Below are 15,561 nucleotides of genomic sequence, written 5' to 3'. Positions count from 1 at the left end.
AAAGCACGCTCTATTTTGATGTTTTTTTCACAGGGCGTTGCCAGTTCTGAATATGGCGTTGTGGTATGCGTGAAATCACTAATTCATCGTAAGACACATTTCTTGTCACAGTTGTACCCGCACCAATAGTTGCACCATCTTCAATAGTCACTGGTGCAACAAGCTGTGCATCTGACCCGACAAAAACATTATTGCCAATCACCGTTTTAAACTTATTTGCACCATCATAGTTACAAGTAATCACTCCGGCACCAATATTACATTTTTCACCTACTTCAGCATCGCCTACATAGCTTAAATGATTGACTTTAGAGCCATTACCTACTTTCGCATTTTTAATTTCAACAAAGTTACCAATATGTGTGCTTTCAGCTAATTCAGTCCCTGGACGTAAACGAGAGAAAGGACCTATCATTGATGCTTTACCCACAACTGCATTTTCTAACACTGAATAAGGTTTAATTTCTACATCATCAGCGATTTCACAATTTTTCAGAACACAACCAGCACCAATACGAACACGATTACCTAAATGGACTTTACCTTCGATAATAACGTTCACATCAATTTCTACATCTTTTCCGTGTGTTAGCTCACCACGTAAATCAAAACGTTCAGGATCCACTAAAGCCACACCTGCTAACAATAATTTATCAGCTTGTTTACGTTGATAATAACGCTCTAAACGAGCCAGTTGTTGGCGGTTATTCACGCCTTCAACTTCCATTACATCGCTTGGATGAACAGCCACAACCTGACAGCCATCTTGATTTGCTAATGCAATCACATCAGTAATGTAATATTCACCTTGTGCGTTATTGTTGGTTAATTGCGATAACCACCTTTTAAAGCTCTTTCCGTCTGCAACTAATAGGCCAGTATTAATCTCTTGGATTTTAAGTTGTTCAGGGTTCGCATCTTTTTGCTCAACAATCCCCACAACGTTGCCATTTGCACGCAGAATACGACCATAGCCCGTTGGATCATCCAAGTAAACTGTTAATAATGCAATACCATTTTCAGGTTTTGCTGCAATGAGCTTTTGCAAAGTTTCTGCAGTAATTAATGGACCATCACCATATAGCATCAAAATATTTTCATCATCAGCAAAAAACGGGGCTGCTTGCTGCATTGCGTGACCAGTACCAAGTTGCTCTGCTTGTAAAATCCAATTGACAGGCTCATCTTGTAAGCGAGCCTGCATCATTTCACCGCCATGACCATACACTAAATGAATATTTTTTGCGTTAATGGATTTCACTGTATCAATCACGTGCTTAACCATTGGCTTGCCTGCAATTTTATGCAATACCTTCGGTAAATCAGAATACATACGTGTTCCTTTACCCGCGGCTAAAATAACAATGCTTAATGTTTTTGCTTCCATAAAATGCCCTATTCAGGTTATCAATAAAATTCAACTAAAATTATAATCCAAGTTCATCATAAAAATAAGCCAATGATAATTAAAACAGTGTAAAATTGCGCCCAAAGCAAAAGAGGTGTAATATTATATAGGTATTATATTATCTAGCGCGTTATTTAAAAATTTAGCAAGGAACAGACTATGAATACATTAACTAAAATGACAGCCGTTGCATTTTGCTCGGTATTTTTATTTGCTTGTGATAAGTTTGACATCGAAAGTTTAACAATGCAGAGTAAGCCAGCGCCATCTGCGCCTGTGCATATCCAAGTAGATCCAAAAGCAGATTTTCAGAAATTTACAGAGTTTCAAATCTCTCAAAATGCTAAAGTAGCGGCATTAAACGAAGAAATTACTCGTGCAGTACAAGCCGGTGATTTAAAAGCACTTGAACCTGTATTACTTAAATTTTCAACTCAAATTAATGATATTGCGAAAGAGTTGGATTCATTACCAATTTATAGTTCTGAAATTATCAAATTGAAAGTTCAAGCAAAAGATTTATTACTGAAATCTTCTGAATTAATGATTGATAATGTGAAGCTGCAACAAAATCCATCACCACAAGGAGTTCAATCATTAGTAACGAAAAAAGAAATTTTGATCAAAGTTGCTGATGAGTTTACTCAACTAAATAATGAATTGGCAACTAAATACGGTGATATGACAACTCAAAACTAATTAAAAAAATAAAAAACCGCACTAGGATGGTGCGGTTTTTTTATATCTATTAAAAGCCAATTATACTAATAAAAATTCATTATTTTATGTGATTCACATAAATATCAAAACGGTGGTTTTTAGTATCTCTGCTAAAGTGCGGTACTTTTTGTGCAAGAAATTCTGCATAGTCAGGCCGCTTCACTACTACACGTTTTTTTGCCAACGATAAAGCAGGTTCAAGCAAAGTATCAGCATCTAAATCTGCACCGACTAAATGCTGAAACACACGCATTTCTTTCTTAACTAAAGCACTTTTTTGTTTATGTGGATACATTGGATCTAAATACACCACATCAGCAAAATCAGTTTCTGGGTTAAGTTGTCCTATGTGATCGACAGGTAGAAGTCGCATATTTTGTTTCATCATGGCGCCAATTTCACTGTCCGCATACGCACGTTGTAAACCGTCTTGTAATAATAATCTCACAACTGGATGACGCTCAACTAAGCGCACTTCACACCCTATTGAAGCTAGCACAAAAGCATCTCGACCTAAACCTGCAGTAGCATCAATGATGGTCGGTAAAATGTCATTTTTAATTCCCACTGCTTTGGCTACTGCTTCTCCACGTCCTCCTCCAAATTTACGACGATGCATCATTGTACCACGAACAAAATCCACAAAAACTGCACCTAATTTCGGCTCATCTAATTTGCGTAATTCTAATCGAGTTTGCTCTTGTCCGTTGTAAGTTTGCACTAACGCTAAATAACTTTCTGGATCGTGCAACAAACCAGCTACTTCACAAAGTGCGGTAAAATTTTCAGAATTTTCTGTTTCGCAGAGCAGTTGAATTTTCATCGCTTATTTCCGAATTAACCAAACACCAGTTTCCATATGATCTGTATAAGGGAACTGATCAAACAGAGCAGCTTTTTCAATATAATGCGTTTGAGATAGGGTTTGTAAGTTATCGCACAGCGTATGTGGGTTACAAGAGATGTATAGAATACGATCGTAACCTTGCACTAATTTCACCGTTTCTTCATCTAAGCCCGCACGTGGAGGATCAACAAAAATGGTGTTACATTCGTAAGCCTTTAAATCAATGCCTTTCAAACGGTTAAATTCACGTACGCCATTGATCGCTTGTGTAAATTCTTCCGCTGACATACGAATAATTTGTAAGTTATCCACGCCATTTTCTGCAATATTAAACTGCGCAGCTGCCACTGACGGTTTCGCAATTTCTGTAGCCAACACTTTGCGGAAGTTTTGTGCCAACGCAATAGAGAAATTTCCGTTACCACAATAAAGTTCTAACAAATCACCTTGACTGCCTTTGGTGCAATCAATCGCCCATTCAAGCATTTTTTGGTTTACCATTGCATTAGGTTGCGTGAAACTGTTTTCCACTTGGCGATACACATAAGGCTTGCTGTGAACCGTTAATACTTCATCAACAAACTCATTATCTAAGCAGATTTTTTGTTTGCTCGCACGACCAATAATTTGCACATCAAACCCTTGCTGCTCTAACGCAAGTTTTAACTGTTTTGCTGCTTCTTCCCATTGCTCATCAAGGGTTTTGTGATACAACAAGCTCACAATAATTTTATTACTTAAGGTGCTTAAATAATCAATCTGGAATAACTTATGATGCAACGCACGCTCTGTTTTTAACAACGGTAAAAGTGCGGTCATCATTTGATTAATTAATTCGCTCGCAATCGGGAAGGTATCCACACGATAGCGTTGGCGAGTTTGTTGATCAAACATAATGTGATAGAAATCACCTTGATTATGCCAAATACGAAACTCTGCACGCATACGATAATTCTGCACTGGTGATGAAAACACTTCAATGCTAGGTGGGTTAAAAGGTGCTAAAAGTGCGGTCAATTTTTGCTGTTTTTCCGCCAGTAAGCTGTCGTATTGTTCGATAGGTAATTTGGATTGCATAATCTTTGTATGTTGGTGAATTGTGATCTCTAAAGTGATTGGAAGCCTTAAAACCTTCTTTTGAGTCTTCAGTTTTATTGGCTCTAATAAATAAAAGGCTTAGTTGCCTAAGCCTTTTTCTCTGTATTCTAGATGATCATTCCGCTGAGAAATCATCTAAGTTATCAACACCAACTACGCCTGATAATGTATAAACACGTTTGGTTGTTGAAATGCGAGAACGATATTTTAACCAAGTTTTTTCTAAGAAAGTTTCAGCTTTACGCTCGCCACGGCAACACGCCACAAAATCTTTTTCTTCTTGCGTCACAGGTTCACGTTCACCTGATTCTAACGCTTTAAATGCTTGGCCATATTGCTCAAGCGCTTGTGATTCCTTTATTGTGTAATCACCGTGACGTGAGAACCCTCTTGGGTAATTTTTATCGTCAAAAAAACGACGCGTAACACTAAAACTTTCAGCCATAATATCCTCTGCGAGTCATCTTCATTTTAAAAAATCGGCACGCATTAAACCAATTTTTTACTATTTTTGCAATAAACCTTTTACAGTTTCTACATAATCTTTGATAAAACTCTCAGTATTTTTGGTGTTTAATCCTTCAGCATTCACTCTGAAACGACCATTGATATAAAAATCGGGAACACCACGTACTTTGAATTGTTCTGCCGCATTCACTTGTTTGCTCACTAACGCAGTCACTGCAAAACTATTGATGCCACCATCAAATTGCTCTGCTGACACACCTTTATCTAAGAAAATTTGACGAATATCTTCCATTGAACGAAGTGTATTTTTTTGTGCAGCTAAAAATAGAGCTTCTTTTACTTTATCTTCAATACCTGTTGCCATTGCAAATGCCCAAGCACGTGTTAAGTTTTTCCCTTGAGGACCTAAAAACTCAACGTGATATTGCGTAAATTTCACATCTTTTGGTAAATTGTTTTTCACTTGTTCTGGAATTTTGTATTGATATTCAAAAGAATAACAATGTGGGCAATAAAATGAGAAAAATTCTACAACTTCAGATTGAGCAGATGGTGCAGTCTTTAACGTCACATATTGTTTGCCTTCTGTTAAATCAGCTGCATTTACAGAAAACGTAAGAAAAATAGCACTTAGTGCAACAAATAATTTTTTCATTGAAAATCCTTATTTAATAATACCACGCGCCTTTAAAAGTGCGGTTTTAAAATCATCTTCGTAATCTTTCTTGATCCCTGGAATTGGTTCGTGTTTATCCGTTCCGTGCATTTTCAAGTGGTAAATAATCACTTCATCTGTTAACTCAGATACGGGCTTATCGAAGCCTGATTCATCTGCGATTTTTTGTAACACTTGTAATAAATTGAGATCTGGGTCTTTAGACCAGTATGGCTGTAAAAGTTCCAATACTTCGTTTAAACGATGACATTTCATCTGCTTTTCCTTATGATTGAAAAATGTGTTGGCATCATACTTTAATTAGGCAAAGAAGAAAATATGACAATGACAATTAGTGCGGTTATTTTGGCGGGCGGTCAAGCACGTAGAATGGGCGGAGTGGATAAAGGTTTGCAGTTATTAAATCAAAAACCGCTGTTTATGCACATTTATCAACGCTTGAAGCCACAGGTCGAAGATATTGCAATTAACGCAAACCGTAATCAAGCCATTTATGCTGAAAGTGGCTTACCCGTTTTTAATGATGAACTTGAAGACTTTCAAGGTCCATTAAGTGGCATACTCACAGCCTTAAAGCGTGCCAGTACCGATTTTGTGTTGTTCGTGCCTTGCGACTGCCCTTTTCTGCCAAAAAATCTCTTAGCTAAGCTCAAAAGTGCGGTCGATTTTTCGCAAGTTTCTATTGCTTATGCACATGATGGGGAGCGTGATCACCCAACTTTCTGTTTAGTATCCAAAAAAGTAGCACCTGAATTAGCTCGTTATTTAGCGCAAGGCGAACGCAAAATGCTATTTTTTATGCGACAACAGCACGCCGTAGCGGTGGATTTTTCTGAAGATAAAGCGGCGTTTCAAAATATTAATACACTAGATGATTTACAAAAACAATCAGATCGCACAGTATAAACTGATTGAAGATAAACAAATTCGCCTTAAAACTCGCTTCACAGTATAATACTGTGATAACTTTATTTGACTGAAAGGATCTTTCTATGTTGAAAAAACTCTCTATGGTAGCCCTGATTGCAATGCTTTCTGCTTGCTCTCTTTCTTCTTACGTCCCATTCACAGGTGATAAAGCGGTTATTCAGCTCGATGAAGATCAAATCGATCAAAAATCTTATGCAACTGCCTATGAAGCCACTATCGAAACCTATAAAGGTCGTGTGAACGATGATTTTGATGTGAACTCATTTACAAGTGGAGTGAATGACTGGTATTTAAACCGTATTCTTGTGCCAATTGAACAAATTCGTAAGAACTTATATCAAGGTGGACACGATGCTAACGTACACGCTTATTACAGCGGTGTGCTGTTTGCATCGGCATTACAAACTAACTTTAATAACTTAAAAGCAGGTTGTTGGTCGCACTTAAATACGCCAAGTTTGACACAAGCTATTTATGATGCAATGAAAGACTTACAAAAAGATAGCGTACGTGAGCAAAATGACCCTTATATCGTACAAGGCTCAGAGCAAATCTTAAAACTTTGTACAAATTAATTAGATCAAAAAACTATTGGTGTATAACTACATCAATAGTTTTTTATTTTTCCCAAAGCTGAATGGTTTAGCTTTATTTTTCTAAGAGTTACAGCCATTTTGCTTGATGATACATTCAAGAGGCGACAATGTTTCAGTCAGTTGAAAACGACACTTACTCATCTGAAATCACAGATGATATGGCAGTGAAACCTGAAGCCATTCTTCTTAATGTAGATACCACCAGCCTACTCACACTCACCCAACTCAACGCCAACAACTTAGCCCAACAGCACGCTGTCGATGAAACCTTTATTGAAGAAGTCATCACCTCGCCCGCATTGCCTTTAGTTGACGGGATTTGGTTGACTGACGCGCTTGTAGGTAATCAAAAAAACGCCCTCGCATTTAGCCGGGCAAAAAACGTCTTTCATAACAATGGCAAAGCCGTACTTGGTGTACTCACCATTTCTGCCATTGACGATCAAATCAACTCCCTCTTATCCCGCTTATTAACACCTGAAGTACAAAACGCCTTACTTTTTGGCGATATGCACGACATTCTCAATGCCTTAAATGGAAACCTCTCTCCTATCTTTCAGCCACAAAGTGCGGTCAAAAATAAGCAAAATTTACAAACAGACTTAGGTGAAGAATGATGGCAAAAGTATTAACAATTACATTAAACACTGCATATGATTTAATTGGGCGTTTACCACGTATTGAATTGGGCGAAGTTAACTCAGTGGAATATTTAGGCCTACACCCTGCTGGCAAAGGGGTCAATGTGGCGAAGGTTCTCAAAGATTTAGATGTTGATGTAAGCTTGGGCGGTTTTCTTGGTAAGGATAATCAAAGTAGCTTCAGCAAAATGTTAGCAGAACGCCAATTCCCTGATTATTTTCACCGCATAGATGGGGCAACACGCATTAATGTGAAGATTACGGAAACCGAATCCAATGTGACAGATTTTAATTTCCAAGGTTACCAAATTACGCAAGCCGACTGGCAAGCCTTTGTGAAAGACTCGCTAGAGTACAGCAAAGAATTTGATATTGTGGCGATCTGTGGCAGTTTGCCGCGAGGCATTTCAGCAGAACAGTTTGGGCAATGGATTCAAACATTAAGTGAACAAGGTGTAAAAGTCGTGTTAGACAGCAGCAATCAAGCATTGCGAGCAGGGCTAAGTGCAAAACCTTGGTTAGTGAAGCCTAACCATCGAGAGCTAGAGGCTTGGGCGGGGCAAAAATTAAATAGCTTGCCTGAAATTATCAATGCGGCGAAAAAATTACAAGCGCAAGGCATTCCGAATGTTGTGATTTCAATGGGTGAAGAGGGCGCAATTTGGTTAAGTGAAAAGGCTGTTATACAAGCACAACCGCCAAAATGTCAAAATGTCGTCAGCACAGTCGGTGCAGGTGACTCAATGGTGGCTGGTTTAATTTACGGACTGATTCACCATTTACCTCAAAAAGACACGCTTACCTTTGCAAGTGCGGTCTCTTTTTTAGCTGTTTCACAAAGTAATGTTGGCGTGCCAGATCCTGCTCTAATTCCGCCTGTGATCGAACAAATCAAAATCACATTATTAGATTCCTAATTCATCAGATAAAAATAAGGGCGAACATTGCGGTTCGCCCTTACATTTTATAAGCTGGATTTCATCTCTGCTTGCAACAGTAAAATCAACAACACAATCACTTGTTGATAAAGTGCGGTCGAAATTTTTACTCTTTGTACTTTATCATTAAACATTAGTAGCCAAGGTAAAAAATAATCTTGGATAAAATGCTGATACGTTGCCCAATCTTCTGCCTCTGCTAATTGAGCTAATAATTCCAAATAAACACATAAATGATCACTTGGCTCTGGCTTATCTCGATTAATTTGAAGCTGAAAACGTACTAATAACGCTTCTAGGAAAGCAAAATGGCTTTCCAAATCAGCTTCTGGCAAATAGACTGAAGCATAAGGCAAAGCACTCACCGCGCCATCTAATAAAAATAATTGAGTATAATCTGCTGCTAGCTCTAAATGAGCAAAATCAAGAGTTTTTAAACGCTGTAATTCCTGTTGAATCACTGCAACTTGGCTTTGAAATCCTTGTTCTGACAAGAAAGCAAAGAAATCATCAAATGCCCCTTGTTGATATTGCACTAACTGACTCTCTGATAACTCCTTGCCAAGCAGATTGCTTAGCCAGGTATACACAAATTGTCGTTCTTCACGCTCAAATTGCATCATAATGTGATCTCTTGTGGGCCTTTGAAACCATTGACTGCGGGAGCTTCACCAACAAATTTCTCAATATTCACTAAACAAGTATTCGCAGAAACTGCTTGTGCCAAACTTGAGCTACCAATGTCTAAAGTCATTGTGTTCGGGTCACCATAGGTATCAATTGAACCCACTTTCTCATCTAATGGTGAATACCACGCCCCTTCTTGTAAGCGAACAACACCTTGTGGGAAGTTATCGGATACGTGCGCCCCAACAATGGCTTGACCACGATCGTTGTACACTCGTACTAAATCGCCGTGCGCAATGCCTAAGCGTTTTGCATCTTCAGGGTTGATAAACAACGGTTCGCGATCTTGAATAGCATAGGTATCACGTAATTCTTTAGATTCACATAACTGAGAGTGTAAGCGTTTATCTGGGTGAACTGATTGCAACCAAAATGGATATTGTTCCGATTTTGGTCCGCCGTGTGAACGCTCTGCTTTTTCAAACCACATTGGGTGACCTTTACAGTCTTCATAGCCATAGCTCGCAATTTTGTTACTGAAAATTTCAATAAAGCCTGATGGTGTACCTAATGCGTGTAATTCAGGATCTTCACGGAAATCAGCGTGGCGTACCCAAGGCTCGCCCTCTGGGAATAACACATAGCCTTTTTTCCAGAACTCCGCAAACGGTGGCATTTCAAATTTGCCTTGGTTTTCTTTACGGCAATCTTCATATAGCTGAGTTACCCATTCCATTTCGTCCATATTGCGGCAATATTCTTTTTCTTTACCAAAACGACGGCAAAGATCTTTGAAAATCTCAAAGTCAGAACGAGAGTCATACAATGGATCCACTAATTTTTGCATTGCAATCACCCCGCGGTTACTGTATGAACCATAAGCGTCGATATCATTACGCTCAAATGGGGTACAAGCCGGCAACACGATATCCGAGAAACGGCAAGTTGCAGTCCAGCTATAATTGATCGATACGATGGTTTCTAAACGTTGGAAAGCCTGTTTCATCTTGTTACGTTCAGAATGACGGTGCCATTGGTTACAACCAGTAAAAATCGCCATTTTATACGGTGCGTAAATAACTTTTTGTCCGTTATGATTAATTGTCTCACCCGGTTGTAATAACGAGTCTGTGATTCTTGCACAAGGAATGACCGCACTATAACCATTGTAGTTTGAATTATCGTATTTTGGTTTCTGACCTTCGTCTAAGTTCAGTGGGAAAGAACCCGGCATTGCTGCACCTGAACTTGGAATACCGATCGAGCTATAATGGTGAGCATAGCTGATTCCACCACCCGCTAAACCAATTTGACCCAGCATTGCTGCAAGCACTGCACCCATCCAATAGGGCTGTTCACCGTGTTGTTGACGTTGAATTGCCCAACCAAAAATTAATTGTGTGCGTTTACCTGCTAACATTCTCGCAAATTGACGAATTCTATCTGCACTGATGCCACAAATTTTGGCTGCCCATTCTGCGTCTTTTACCACTTTATCTTCGGTTTCACCTAATAAATACGGTAGGAATTTTTCAAAACCAACGGTGTACATATCAATGAATTTTTTATCGTATAAATTCTCAATATATAAAGTGTGAGCCAACGCTAACATAAACGCCACGTCAGTTTGTGGGTTGATGTATTGGAAATCGCAGCCTAAATAGTTTTGGGTTTTGCTTTTCACAGGGTCAACGCATATCACATTCACACCTTTCGCTGCCACTTTCGCTTTTAATTGCTCTAAATATTTATAAGCTTCGTGAGTTTCACAGTTCCAGCCCACTTGTAAGTTTTTCACGGGATCACTTGCCCAGAAAATGATGTTTTCACTTTCTTTTAAGATCACTTCCCAAGAAGTACCTTGTGAATAAACCTCTGTTGAACCTAATACATAAGGTAGAATCACTTGTCCTGCACCTGTTGAATAGTCTCCACTGGTACTCACACTATTACCGTGCATCCCCACTGCGCGGATCATATGGTTACCGCAACTATGGAATTGCCCAGTAGCACGCCAGCCGACGTTACCAGTATGCAATGCCCAAGGACCGTAATCTTTTTGGATACGTTCTAATTCTTCATAGAAAAGATCCAACGCTTCGTCCCAAGTCACACGCACGAAACGATTATCACCACGTTGTGCAGTATTGCTGTTATGGCGATTTTTCAACCAGTCTAAACGCACCATTGGGTAACGAATACGAGCATCACTATAAATTAACCCTTTGATCCCGTTGATCATTTCTGTTGGGTATTGGTCATATTCAAAAGGTTTTACATCAACGACTTTACCATTTTGCACTTTGGCACGAATTGCACCCCAGTGTGAACCTGTAATTTTCCATTCTGTTAAATTCTCAGCAGACTGCGCAAATGCGTTCTGAGAAACAAGGAAATTAGGCATCGCAAATGTGGCAGCCATCGCTGACATATTTTTCAAAAATTGACGACGTGATTGTTTCATTTTTTATCTCCTACTGGCTCTCAGAATGTGCTTCGAAATCAGATGAATGTAGTTGTAAATAACGCAATACTTCTTTGCTAGTTTGTTTATCAATGTTGGTGAATCCCACCATTCCGTTGAATAAACCGATCCACGTATTTGAATCAAAATGCGCTACATCAGGTTGTTTATGACAGGTACTACATTGAGTTTTGTACACACTTTCTGCTGCAGCCCACACCGGTTTAACGTCTTCAATTAATTGTGATTTTGGAATCCACACTTGCATTTTCACTTGTTGCCAAGTTAAACCTGTTAGAGGATCTTCTTTCTTATCCAACACATCAAAGTGCGGTGCATTTTGCATAAATTCTTTGCTTAACACGGCATCAGTAATGTTTTTACCAAATTGATGATACCAAATGCGTCCAAAGCCTTTGTCTTTACGCCACATTGTCATTTCCACCAAATCAGCACTTTGCCCCGCTTTCACAAAACGCACGGGCACTGCAGTTTCAAGCTGGCCAATTTGCTCTTTCATTGCTTCATCTTTGAACAAGTTCACATTGGCTTTGCTGTAATAAGTTTTGTCCGCTTGCGGTGCTTTGCTCACCAAATTATCAAATTTAGATGCGCTGCCTTCTGCCACTTCCATTTTTGGTAAGTGATGTGCCACGCCTTTATGGCAGTCCATACAACTTTGATCTTTTTTAGCCGCTGGGATCATAGCTTTTTTCGCTGCCTCTGACATTTTGTCAAAGTTCATACGATCATAACTGTGGCAGGTTTTACATTCTTTAGAGCCGTTAGCCTCAAAGCGAGCCCACTCTCTTTCTGCCATTTCTTGACGATGTTTCTCAAACGACCCTTCTTCGTCATATTTGCCGCTAAACTCGGCAAACACTTCACGAATAGCCTGCACTTTGCGTGCATATTTTTCTGTTTTATCGTGCGGTAAATGGCAACTTGAACAAGTTGCAGTAACACCAGTACGATTAGACCAGTGCGCAGTTTGTTTTAATTCTTCTAAAGGTTGTTGCATGGAATGGCAACTAATACAAAATTCTTCTGTGCTAGTGTGATCCATTACATCATTAAATTTCTCCCAGCTAATTGCCCCCGCAATAAAGCCGATAGTTACTAAAACCCCTAAACCAATTTTGGCGGAAGGTTGAGTAAAAAATCGTTTAATTGAAGTAAAAAGTTTCATATCCACTCCGTTATGCGCTAGCTAAGCCAATGGCGAATATTTGCAATAACCAAACAATCAATCCATAAGCGCCTATGCTTCCCATCATTAAAATAGGCAAAATAATGCCTGCGAAGAAAAAAGTTTTAACAATCTCTTTAAAAAGAGAATTTGTTCGTTGTTTCATTAAATGTTTCCACTTGATTATAGAAGGCGCAGATTATACAGAAGAAAAAGAAGTGAATGTTGAGTAGGATCAACGAAACTACCTTTAAAGAGGTAAAATGGTATGTTTATGCTATAAAAATAAGCGGAATATAATTACTTATACAATAAAGTGCGGTTTGATTTTTAAACATTTTTAATCGATATAATAAAAAATGGAACACGACAAAGTGTCCCATTTTTAATGTTTTGACTATGATTACGCTACATCGAAAGTCATCAAAGCATTGGTATTATCCATTGCCAAATTAATGTAACGTTCATATTGTTTTAGCACATCAGCAATCAATTCATCTTTGGTCATATATTGCACATCGTAGCCCTCACGCCCATCAATAAAATACGTGATTGGCTCATAAATGCGCTCGGAATCAATATTTGGCATTGAATCATCTTCCACCACCAAAGCTGATAGTTCTCTTGATTTACATTCAATACCATACAGGAAATTGCGAAGATTTTCTTTCATCACAATAAATTCCACTTTCGGATTTTTGCCCGCAATCATTTCCACTTTCGCCGTTAAACCGTATTTTTCAAATTCGATGACTAATTCATTAAATGCAGGCTGAGCAATATCATCAAGAAAACCACGCACATCGGCACGTTTTGACTGAGAAAGAATTTTCTCCAATCGACTTTTCCAATGTTTACCACTCCAATTACCACTGCCTTGAGAGAATGTTTTACTGAAATATTGGTTATCCACCATTAAACCTTTCCATAATCCAAAGCACAGCAACAACATAATCAATGTAAACGGTAAAGCGATAACTAATGTCATAGTTTGTAACGCTGATAAGCCATCAGAACGCAATAAGGAAATCGCAAGAACAGCCAATAACACCGCCCAAAATACACTTTGCCATTTCACGCTTTTTTCTTCCCCTTGCGAGGCAATGCTATTAATCACGTAAATGCCAGAATCCGCAGATGTTACAAAGAACAATGCAATAATCACAATCGCAATAAAAGAGGCGACGTTACCTAATGGCAACTGTTCAAAAAAGCCAAACAATAAGGCTTCCGTGTTAACAGAAAGTGCGGTCAAATTTCCTGCAGTTTCACCGTCTAACCAAATAGCAGAATTGCCGAAAACTGTCATCCATAACGCATTGAATAAAGATGGAATAAATAACACGCCTAAAATAAATTCACGAATTGTACGACCTTTGGAAATTTTAGCGATGAATAAGCCGACAAACGGTGCCCAAGACACCCACCAAGCCCAATAAAGTACCGTCCAACCACTGAACCAGCCTTGATTTTGAGGCTCATAAGCAAAGGTACGGAAACTCAGCGACACTAACTTACTTAAGTAATAGCCAAGATTTTCAGTAAAGCTAGTCAACAATAGCAACGTTGGGCCCATAACCATCACAAAAATCAGCAGAGATAAAGCTAAAAATAAATTAATTTCACTTAAACGGCGTACGCCTTTCGCCACACCTGTAATCGCAGAAATGGTAGCTAAACACATCACCACAATAATTAAAATTGATAAGGTAGAAAAACTGCGAGAATCAATCCAGCCAAGGCTATTTAAACCCGCATCTAATTGCATTGCGCCATAACCTAATGTAGTTGTAATACCAAAAATCGTGCTACATAATGCGCAAACGTCAATCACGTGTCCCCAAAAACCCGAAATATGATGCTTAAGTAACGGATAAAATCCCGACCTGATTGTCAGCGGCAGCTTATAACGAAAACCAAAATACGCCAACGTTAAACCAATCACCGCATAAATTGCCCAAGCGTGAATGCCCCAATGATAAAACGTCATCAGCATCGCTTCTTTAGCTTTTTCAGTATTTGTTAAGCCTTGCGAAAGTGGGCTGACATAATGCAACATTGGCTCTGCTACACCAAAATACATTAAACCAATACCCATTCCTGCCGCGAATAACATCGCTACCCAAGAGAGGAATGGATACTCCGGCTCTTCATTATCTGCACCTAAACGCACATCACCTAAACGGCTCGAACAAAGTAACACTAAAAATAAAATGAAAATAGACGCAGCTAAAACATAGAACCAACTAAAGTGAGTGAAGATTTGCTGTTTAGCAAAATTCAACGTGGTTTGTGCATATTGAGGGAAAAATATGCAGTAAAGCGTAATAAAAGTAATTAAAAACAGACTTGGTAAAAAAATTGGTGCTTTTAGCGTGCTATTAGCACGTAATTGCTTTAAAAACGACAAAACGCCTCCTTAGTGAGTGTATTTTGTAATAACGTATTATCAATAAAAATGACTGTCATATAACAGTTTTACAAGGAAAAAACTAAACATTAATTAGTTTTAAATACGCGGGAATTTGAGACTAACTTCGTAGAATACGCAGGTAATATATCAGAAAATTCTACAATCTGCAAAAATGTACAAGATAAACTATATGATACAAAATAAGTGAGAGAGTTTATTTCCTACACTTTCCTTGCTATATTTAGCACGTTTACGTTTTCCAAGGACATAAAATGACAAAATATAATAAATTACGGATCGAATGGGATTGTCGCCGTGGAATGTTAGAACTTGATAAAGTGATAATGCCCTTTTATCAACAGCATTTTGACCAATTACCTGATGCACAGAAAGATGTCTTTATTCGTTTATTAGCTTGCACTGACTTACAATTATTTTCTTGGTTTTTCAATCGTGGGCAAGCCTCAGATCCTGAGCTGCAACAAATGATCAATTACATTCAAGCGACCTTGAAATTAGCTGATTAATCACAATATTTTGTCTTCG

17 protein-coding genes are annotated in these 15,561 nt (G+C 38.6%); 6 read left to right on the top strand and 11 right to left on the bottom strand.

Translation table 11 applies throughout. The features are described from left to right. Nucleotides 1–10: 10 nt before the first annotated feature. Nucleotides 11–1,387 carry a bifunctional UDP-N-acetylglucosamine diphosphorylase/glucosamine-1-phosphate N-acetyltransferase GlmU gene (gene glmU / locus CKV78_RS09630; RefSeq protein ID WP_005764146.1) on the bottom strand — a complete coding sequence of 459 codons (1,377 nt, stop codon included), beginning with the start codon at nt 1,385–1,387 and terminating at the stop codon, nt 11–13. A gap of 180 nt (nt 1,388–1,567) precedes the next feature. Between glmU and CKV78_RS09625 the strand changes: the two genes are divergently transcribed. Next, entirely contained in the window at nt 1,568–2,107 is a 540-nt protein-coding gene (locus CKV78_RS09625; protein ID WP_005764148.1) for a hypothetical protein, read from the top strand. A 79-nt stretch (nt 2,108–2,186) separates the two neighbouring features. Here CKV78_RS09625 and CKV78_RS09620 read toward each other — a convergent pair whose 3' ends face one another. The 5 genes from CKV78_RS09620 to CKV78_RS09600 all read right to left on the bottom strand — a co-directional run bounded on the left by CKV78_RS09620 (nt 2,187) and on the right by CKV78_RS09600 (nt 5,472). Next, nucleotides 2,187–2,951 carry a class I SAM-dependent methyltransferase gene (locus CKV78_RS09620; RefSeq protein ID WP_005764150.1) on the bottom strand — a complete coding sequence of 255 codons (765 nt, stop codon included), beginning with the start codon at nt 2,949–2,951 and terminating at the stop codon, nt 2,187–2,189. A 3-nt stretch (nt 2,952–2,954) separates the two neighbouring features. Further along, nucleotides 2,955–4,052, bottom strand: coding sequence for a tRNA (uridine(54)-C5)-methyltransferase TrmA (gene trmA / locus CKV78_RS09615; protein ID WP_005764152.1), 1,098 nt, complete (start codon nt 4,050–4,052; stop codon nt 2,955–2,957). Nucleotides 4,053–4,188: 136 nt separating this feature from the next. Continuing rightward, nucleotides 4,189–4,518 (bottom strand): DUF413 domain-containing protein, encoded by a 330-nt coding sequence (locus CKV78_RS09610; RefSeq protein ID WP_005764154.1) that lies wholly within the window; start codon nt 4,516–4,518, stop codon nt 4,189–4,191. A gap of 60 nt (nt 4,519–4,578) precedes the next feature. Further along, complete coding sequence (gene dsbA / locus CKV78_RS09605; protein WP_005764156.1) at nt 4,579–5,196, bottom strand: thiol:disulfide interchange protein DsbA; 618 nt, start codon at nt 5,194–5,196, stop codon at nt 4,579–4,581. Nucleotides 5,197–5,205: 9 nt separating this feature from the next. Further along, a complete protein-coding gene (locus tag CKV78_RS09600; RefSeq protein WP_005764157.1) occupies nt 5,206–5,472 on the bottom strand; it encodes a YihD family protein in 267 nt (88 codons plus the stop codon). Nucleotides 5,473–5,535: 63 nt separating this feature from the next. Between CKV78_RS09600 and mobA the strand changes: the two genes are divergently transcribed. The 4 genes from mobA (at nt 5,536) to fruK (ending at nt 8,301) form a co-directional block, all read left to right on the top strand. Next, nucleotides 5,536–6,123: a molybdenum cofactor guanylyltransferase MobA gene (gene mobA / locus CKV78_RS09595; RefSeq protein WP_005764159.1), complete on the top strand. Its 588-nt coding sequence runs from the start codon at nt 5,536–5,538 to the stop codon at nt 6,121–6,123. Between the two features lie 86 nt (nt 6,124–6,209). Then, nucleotides 6,210–6,722, top strand: a complete 513-nt coding sequence (locus CKV78_RS09590; RefSeq protein WP_005764161.1) for a hypothetical protein — start codon at nt 6,210–6,212, stop codon at nt 6,720–6,722. A 128-nt stretch (nt 6,723–6,850) separates the two neighbouring features. Continuing rightward, nucleotides 6,851–7,360 (top strand): hypothetical protein, encoded by a 510-nt coding sequence (locus CKV78_RS09585; RefSeq protein ID WP_005764163.1) that lies wholly within the window; start codon nt 6,851–6,853, stop codon nt 7,358–7,360. Next, the gene (fruK, locus tag CKV78_RS09580; protein ID WP_032855547.1) at nt 7,360–8,301 is read left to right on the top strand and encodes a 1-phosphofructokinase; all 942 of its coding nucleotides are present in this window, start codon (nt 7,360–7,362) and stop codon (nt 8,299–8,301) included. Before CKV78_RS09585 ends, fruK begins: the two co-directional genes overlap by 1 nt. Before the next feature lie 47 nt (nt 8,302–8,348). Here fruK and torD read toward each other — a convergent pair whose 3' ends face one another. From torD to CKV78_RS09555, 5 genes are all read right to left on the bottom strand, one after another. Then, nucleotides 8,349–8,945: a molecular chaperone TorD gene (torD, locus tag CKV78_RS09575; RefSeq protein WP_005764166.1), complete on the bottom strand. Its 597-nt coding sequence runs from the start codon at nt 8,943–8,945 to the stop codon at nt 8,349–8,351. Then, nucleotides 8,942–11,413, bottom strand: coding sequence for a trimethylamine-N-oxide reductase TorA (torA, locus tag CKV78_RS09570; protein ID WP_005764168.1), 2,472 nt, complete (start codon nt 11,411–11,413; stop codon nt 8,942–8,944). Before torA ends, torD begins: the two co-directional genes overlap by 4 nt. A 10-nt stretch (nt 11,414–11,423) precedes the next feature. Beyond that, nucleotides 11,424–12,602: a pentaheme c-type cytochrome TorC gene (torC, locus tag CKV78_RS09565; RefSeq protein WP_005764170.1), complete on the bottom strand. Its 1,179-nt coding sequence runs from the start codon at nt 12,600–12,602 to the stop codon at nt 11,424–11,426. 10 nt (nt 12,603–12,612) lie between these two features. Further along, a complete protein-coding gene (locus tag CKV78_RS09560; RefSeq protein ID WP_081442239.1) occupies nt 12,613–12,768 on the bottom strand; it encodes a nitrate/trimethylamine N-oxide reductase NapE/TorE in 156 nt (51 codons plus the stop codon). Between the two features lie 237 nt (nt 12,769–13,005). After that, nucleotides 13,006–15,012 (bottom strand): BCCT family transporter, encoded by a 2,007-nt coding sequence (locus CKV78_RS09555; RefSeq protein ID WP_005764174.1) that lies wholly within the window; start codon nt 15,010–15,012, stop codon nt 13,006–13,008. Between the two features lie 275 nt (nt 15,013–15,287). Here CKV78_RS09555 and CKV78_RS09550 point away from each other — a divergent pair, with 275 nt between their 5' ends. Further along, nucleotides 15,288–15,542 (top strand): FAD assembly factor SdhE, encoded by a 255-nt coding sequence (locus CKV78_RS09550; protein WP_005764176.1) that lies wholly within the window; start codon nt 15,288–15,290, stop codon nt 15,540–15,542. Nucleotides 15,543–15,561 lie beyond the last annotated feature (19 nt).

This window comes from Pasteurella dagmatis (genome assembly GCF_900186835.1).
Taxonomy (GTDB): domain Bacteria; phylum Pseudomonadota; class Gammaproteobacteria; order Enterobacterales; family Pasteurellaceae; genus Pasteurella; species Pasteurella dagmatis.
This window is presented reverse-complemented; position numbering and strand designations above follow the sequence as displayed.

What these genes read in the sequence shown, in the direction of transcription:
- CKV78_RS09620 (WP_005764150.1), bottom strand. Translation starts at nt 2,951, where the DNA reads ATGAAAATTCAACTGCTCTGCGAAACAGAAAATTCTGAAAATTTTACC.
- dsbA (WP_005764156.1), bottom strand. Translation starts at nt 5,196, where the DNA reads ATGAAAAAATTATTTGTTGCACTAAGTGCTATTTTTCTTACGTTTTCT.
- mobA (WP_005764159.1), top strand. Translation starts at nt 5,536, where the DNA reads ATGACAATGACAATTAGTGCGGTTATTTTGGCGGGCGGTCAAGCACGT.
- CKV78_RS09590 (WP_005764161.1), top strand. Translation starts at nt 6,210, where the DNA reads ATGTTGAAAAAACTCTCTATGGTAGCCCTGATTGCAATGCTTTCTGCT.
- CKV78_RS09600 (WP_005764157.1), bottom strand. Translation starts at nt 5,472, where the DNA reads ATGAAATGTCATCGTTTAAACGAAGTATTGGAACTTTTACAGCCATAC.
- CKV78_RS09585 (WP_005764163.1), top strand. Translation starts at nt 6,851, where the DNA reads ATGTTTCAGTCAGTTGAAAACGACACTTACTCATCTGAAATCACAGAT.
- trmA (WP_005764152.1), bottom strand. Translation starts at nt 4,052, where the DNA reads ATGCAATCCAAATTACCTATCGAACAATACGACAGCTTACTGGCGGAA.
- glmU (WP_005764146.1), bottom strand. Translation starts at nt 1,387, where the DNA reads ATGGAAGCAAAAACATTAAGCATTGTTATTTTAGCCGCGGGTAAAGGA.
- CKV78_RS09625 (WP_005764148.1), top strand. Translation starts at nt 1,568, where the DNA reads ATGAATACATTAACTAAAATGACAGCCGTTGCATTTTGCTCGGTATTT.
- fruK (WP_032855547.1), top strand. Translation starts at nt 7,360, where the DNA reads ATGGCAAAAGTATTAACAATTACATTAAACACTGCATATGATTTAATT.
- CKV78_RS09550 (WP_005764176.1), top strand. Translation starts at nt 15,288, where the DNA reads ATGACAAAATATAATAAATTACGGATCGAATGGGATTGTCGCCGTGGA.
- CKV78_RS09610 (WP_005764154.1), bottom strand. Translation starts at nt 4,518, where the DNA reads ATGGCTGAAAGTTTTAGTGTTACGCGTCGTTTTTTTGACGATAAAAAT.
- CKV78_RS09560 (WP_081442239.1), bottom strand. Translation starts at nt 12,768, where the DNA reads ATGAAACAACGAACAAATTCTCTTTTTAAAGAGATTGTTAAAACTTTT.
- torC (WP_005764170.1), bottom strand. Translation starts at nt 12,602, where the DNA reads ATGAAACTTTTTACTTCAATTAAACGATTTTTTACTCAACCTTCCGCC.
- torD (WP_005764166.1), bottom strand. Translation starts at nt 8,945, where the DNA reads ATGATGCAATTTGAGCGTGAAGAACGACAATTTGTGTATACCTGGCTA.
- torA (WP_005764168.1), bottom strand. Translation starts at nt 11,413, where the DNA reads ATGAAACAATCACGTCGTCAATTTTTGAAAAATATGTCAGCGATGGCT.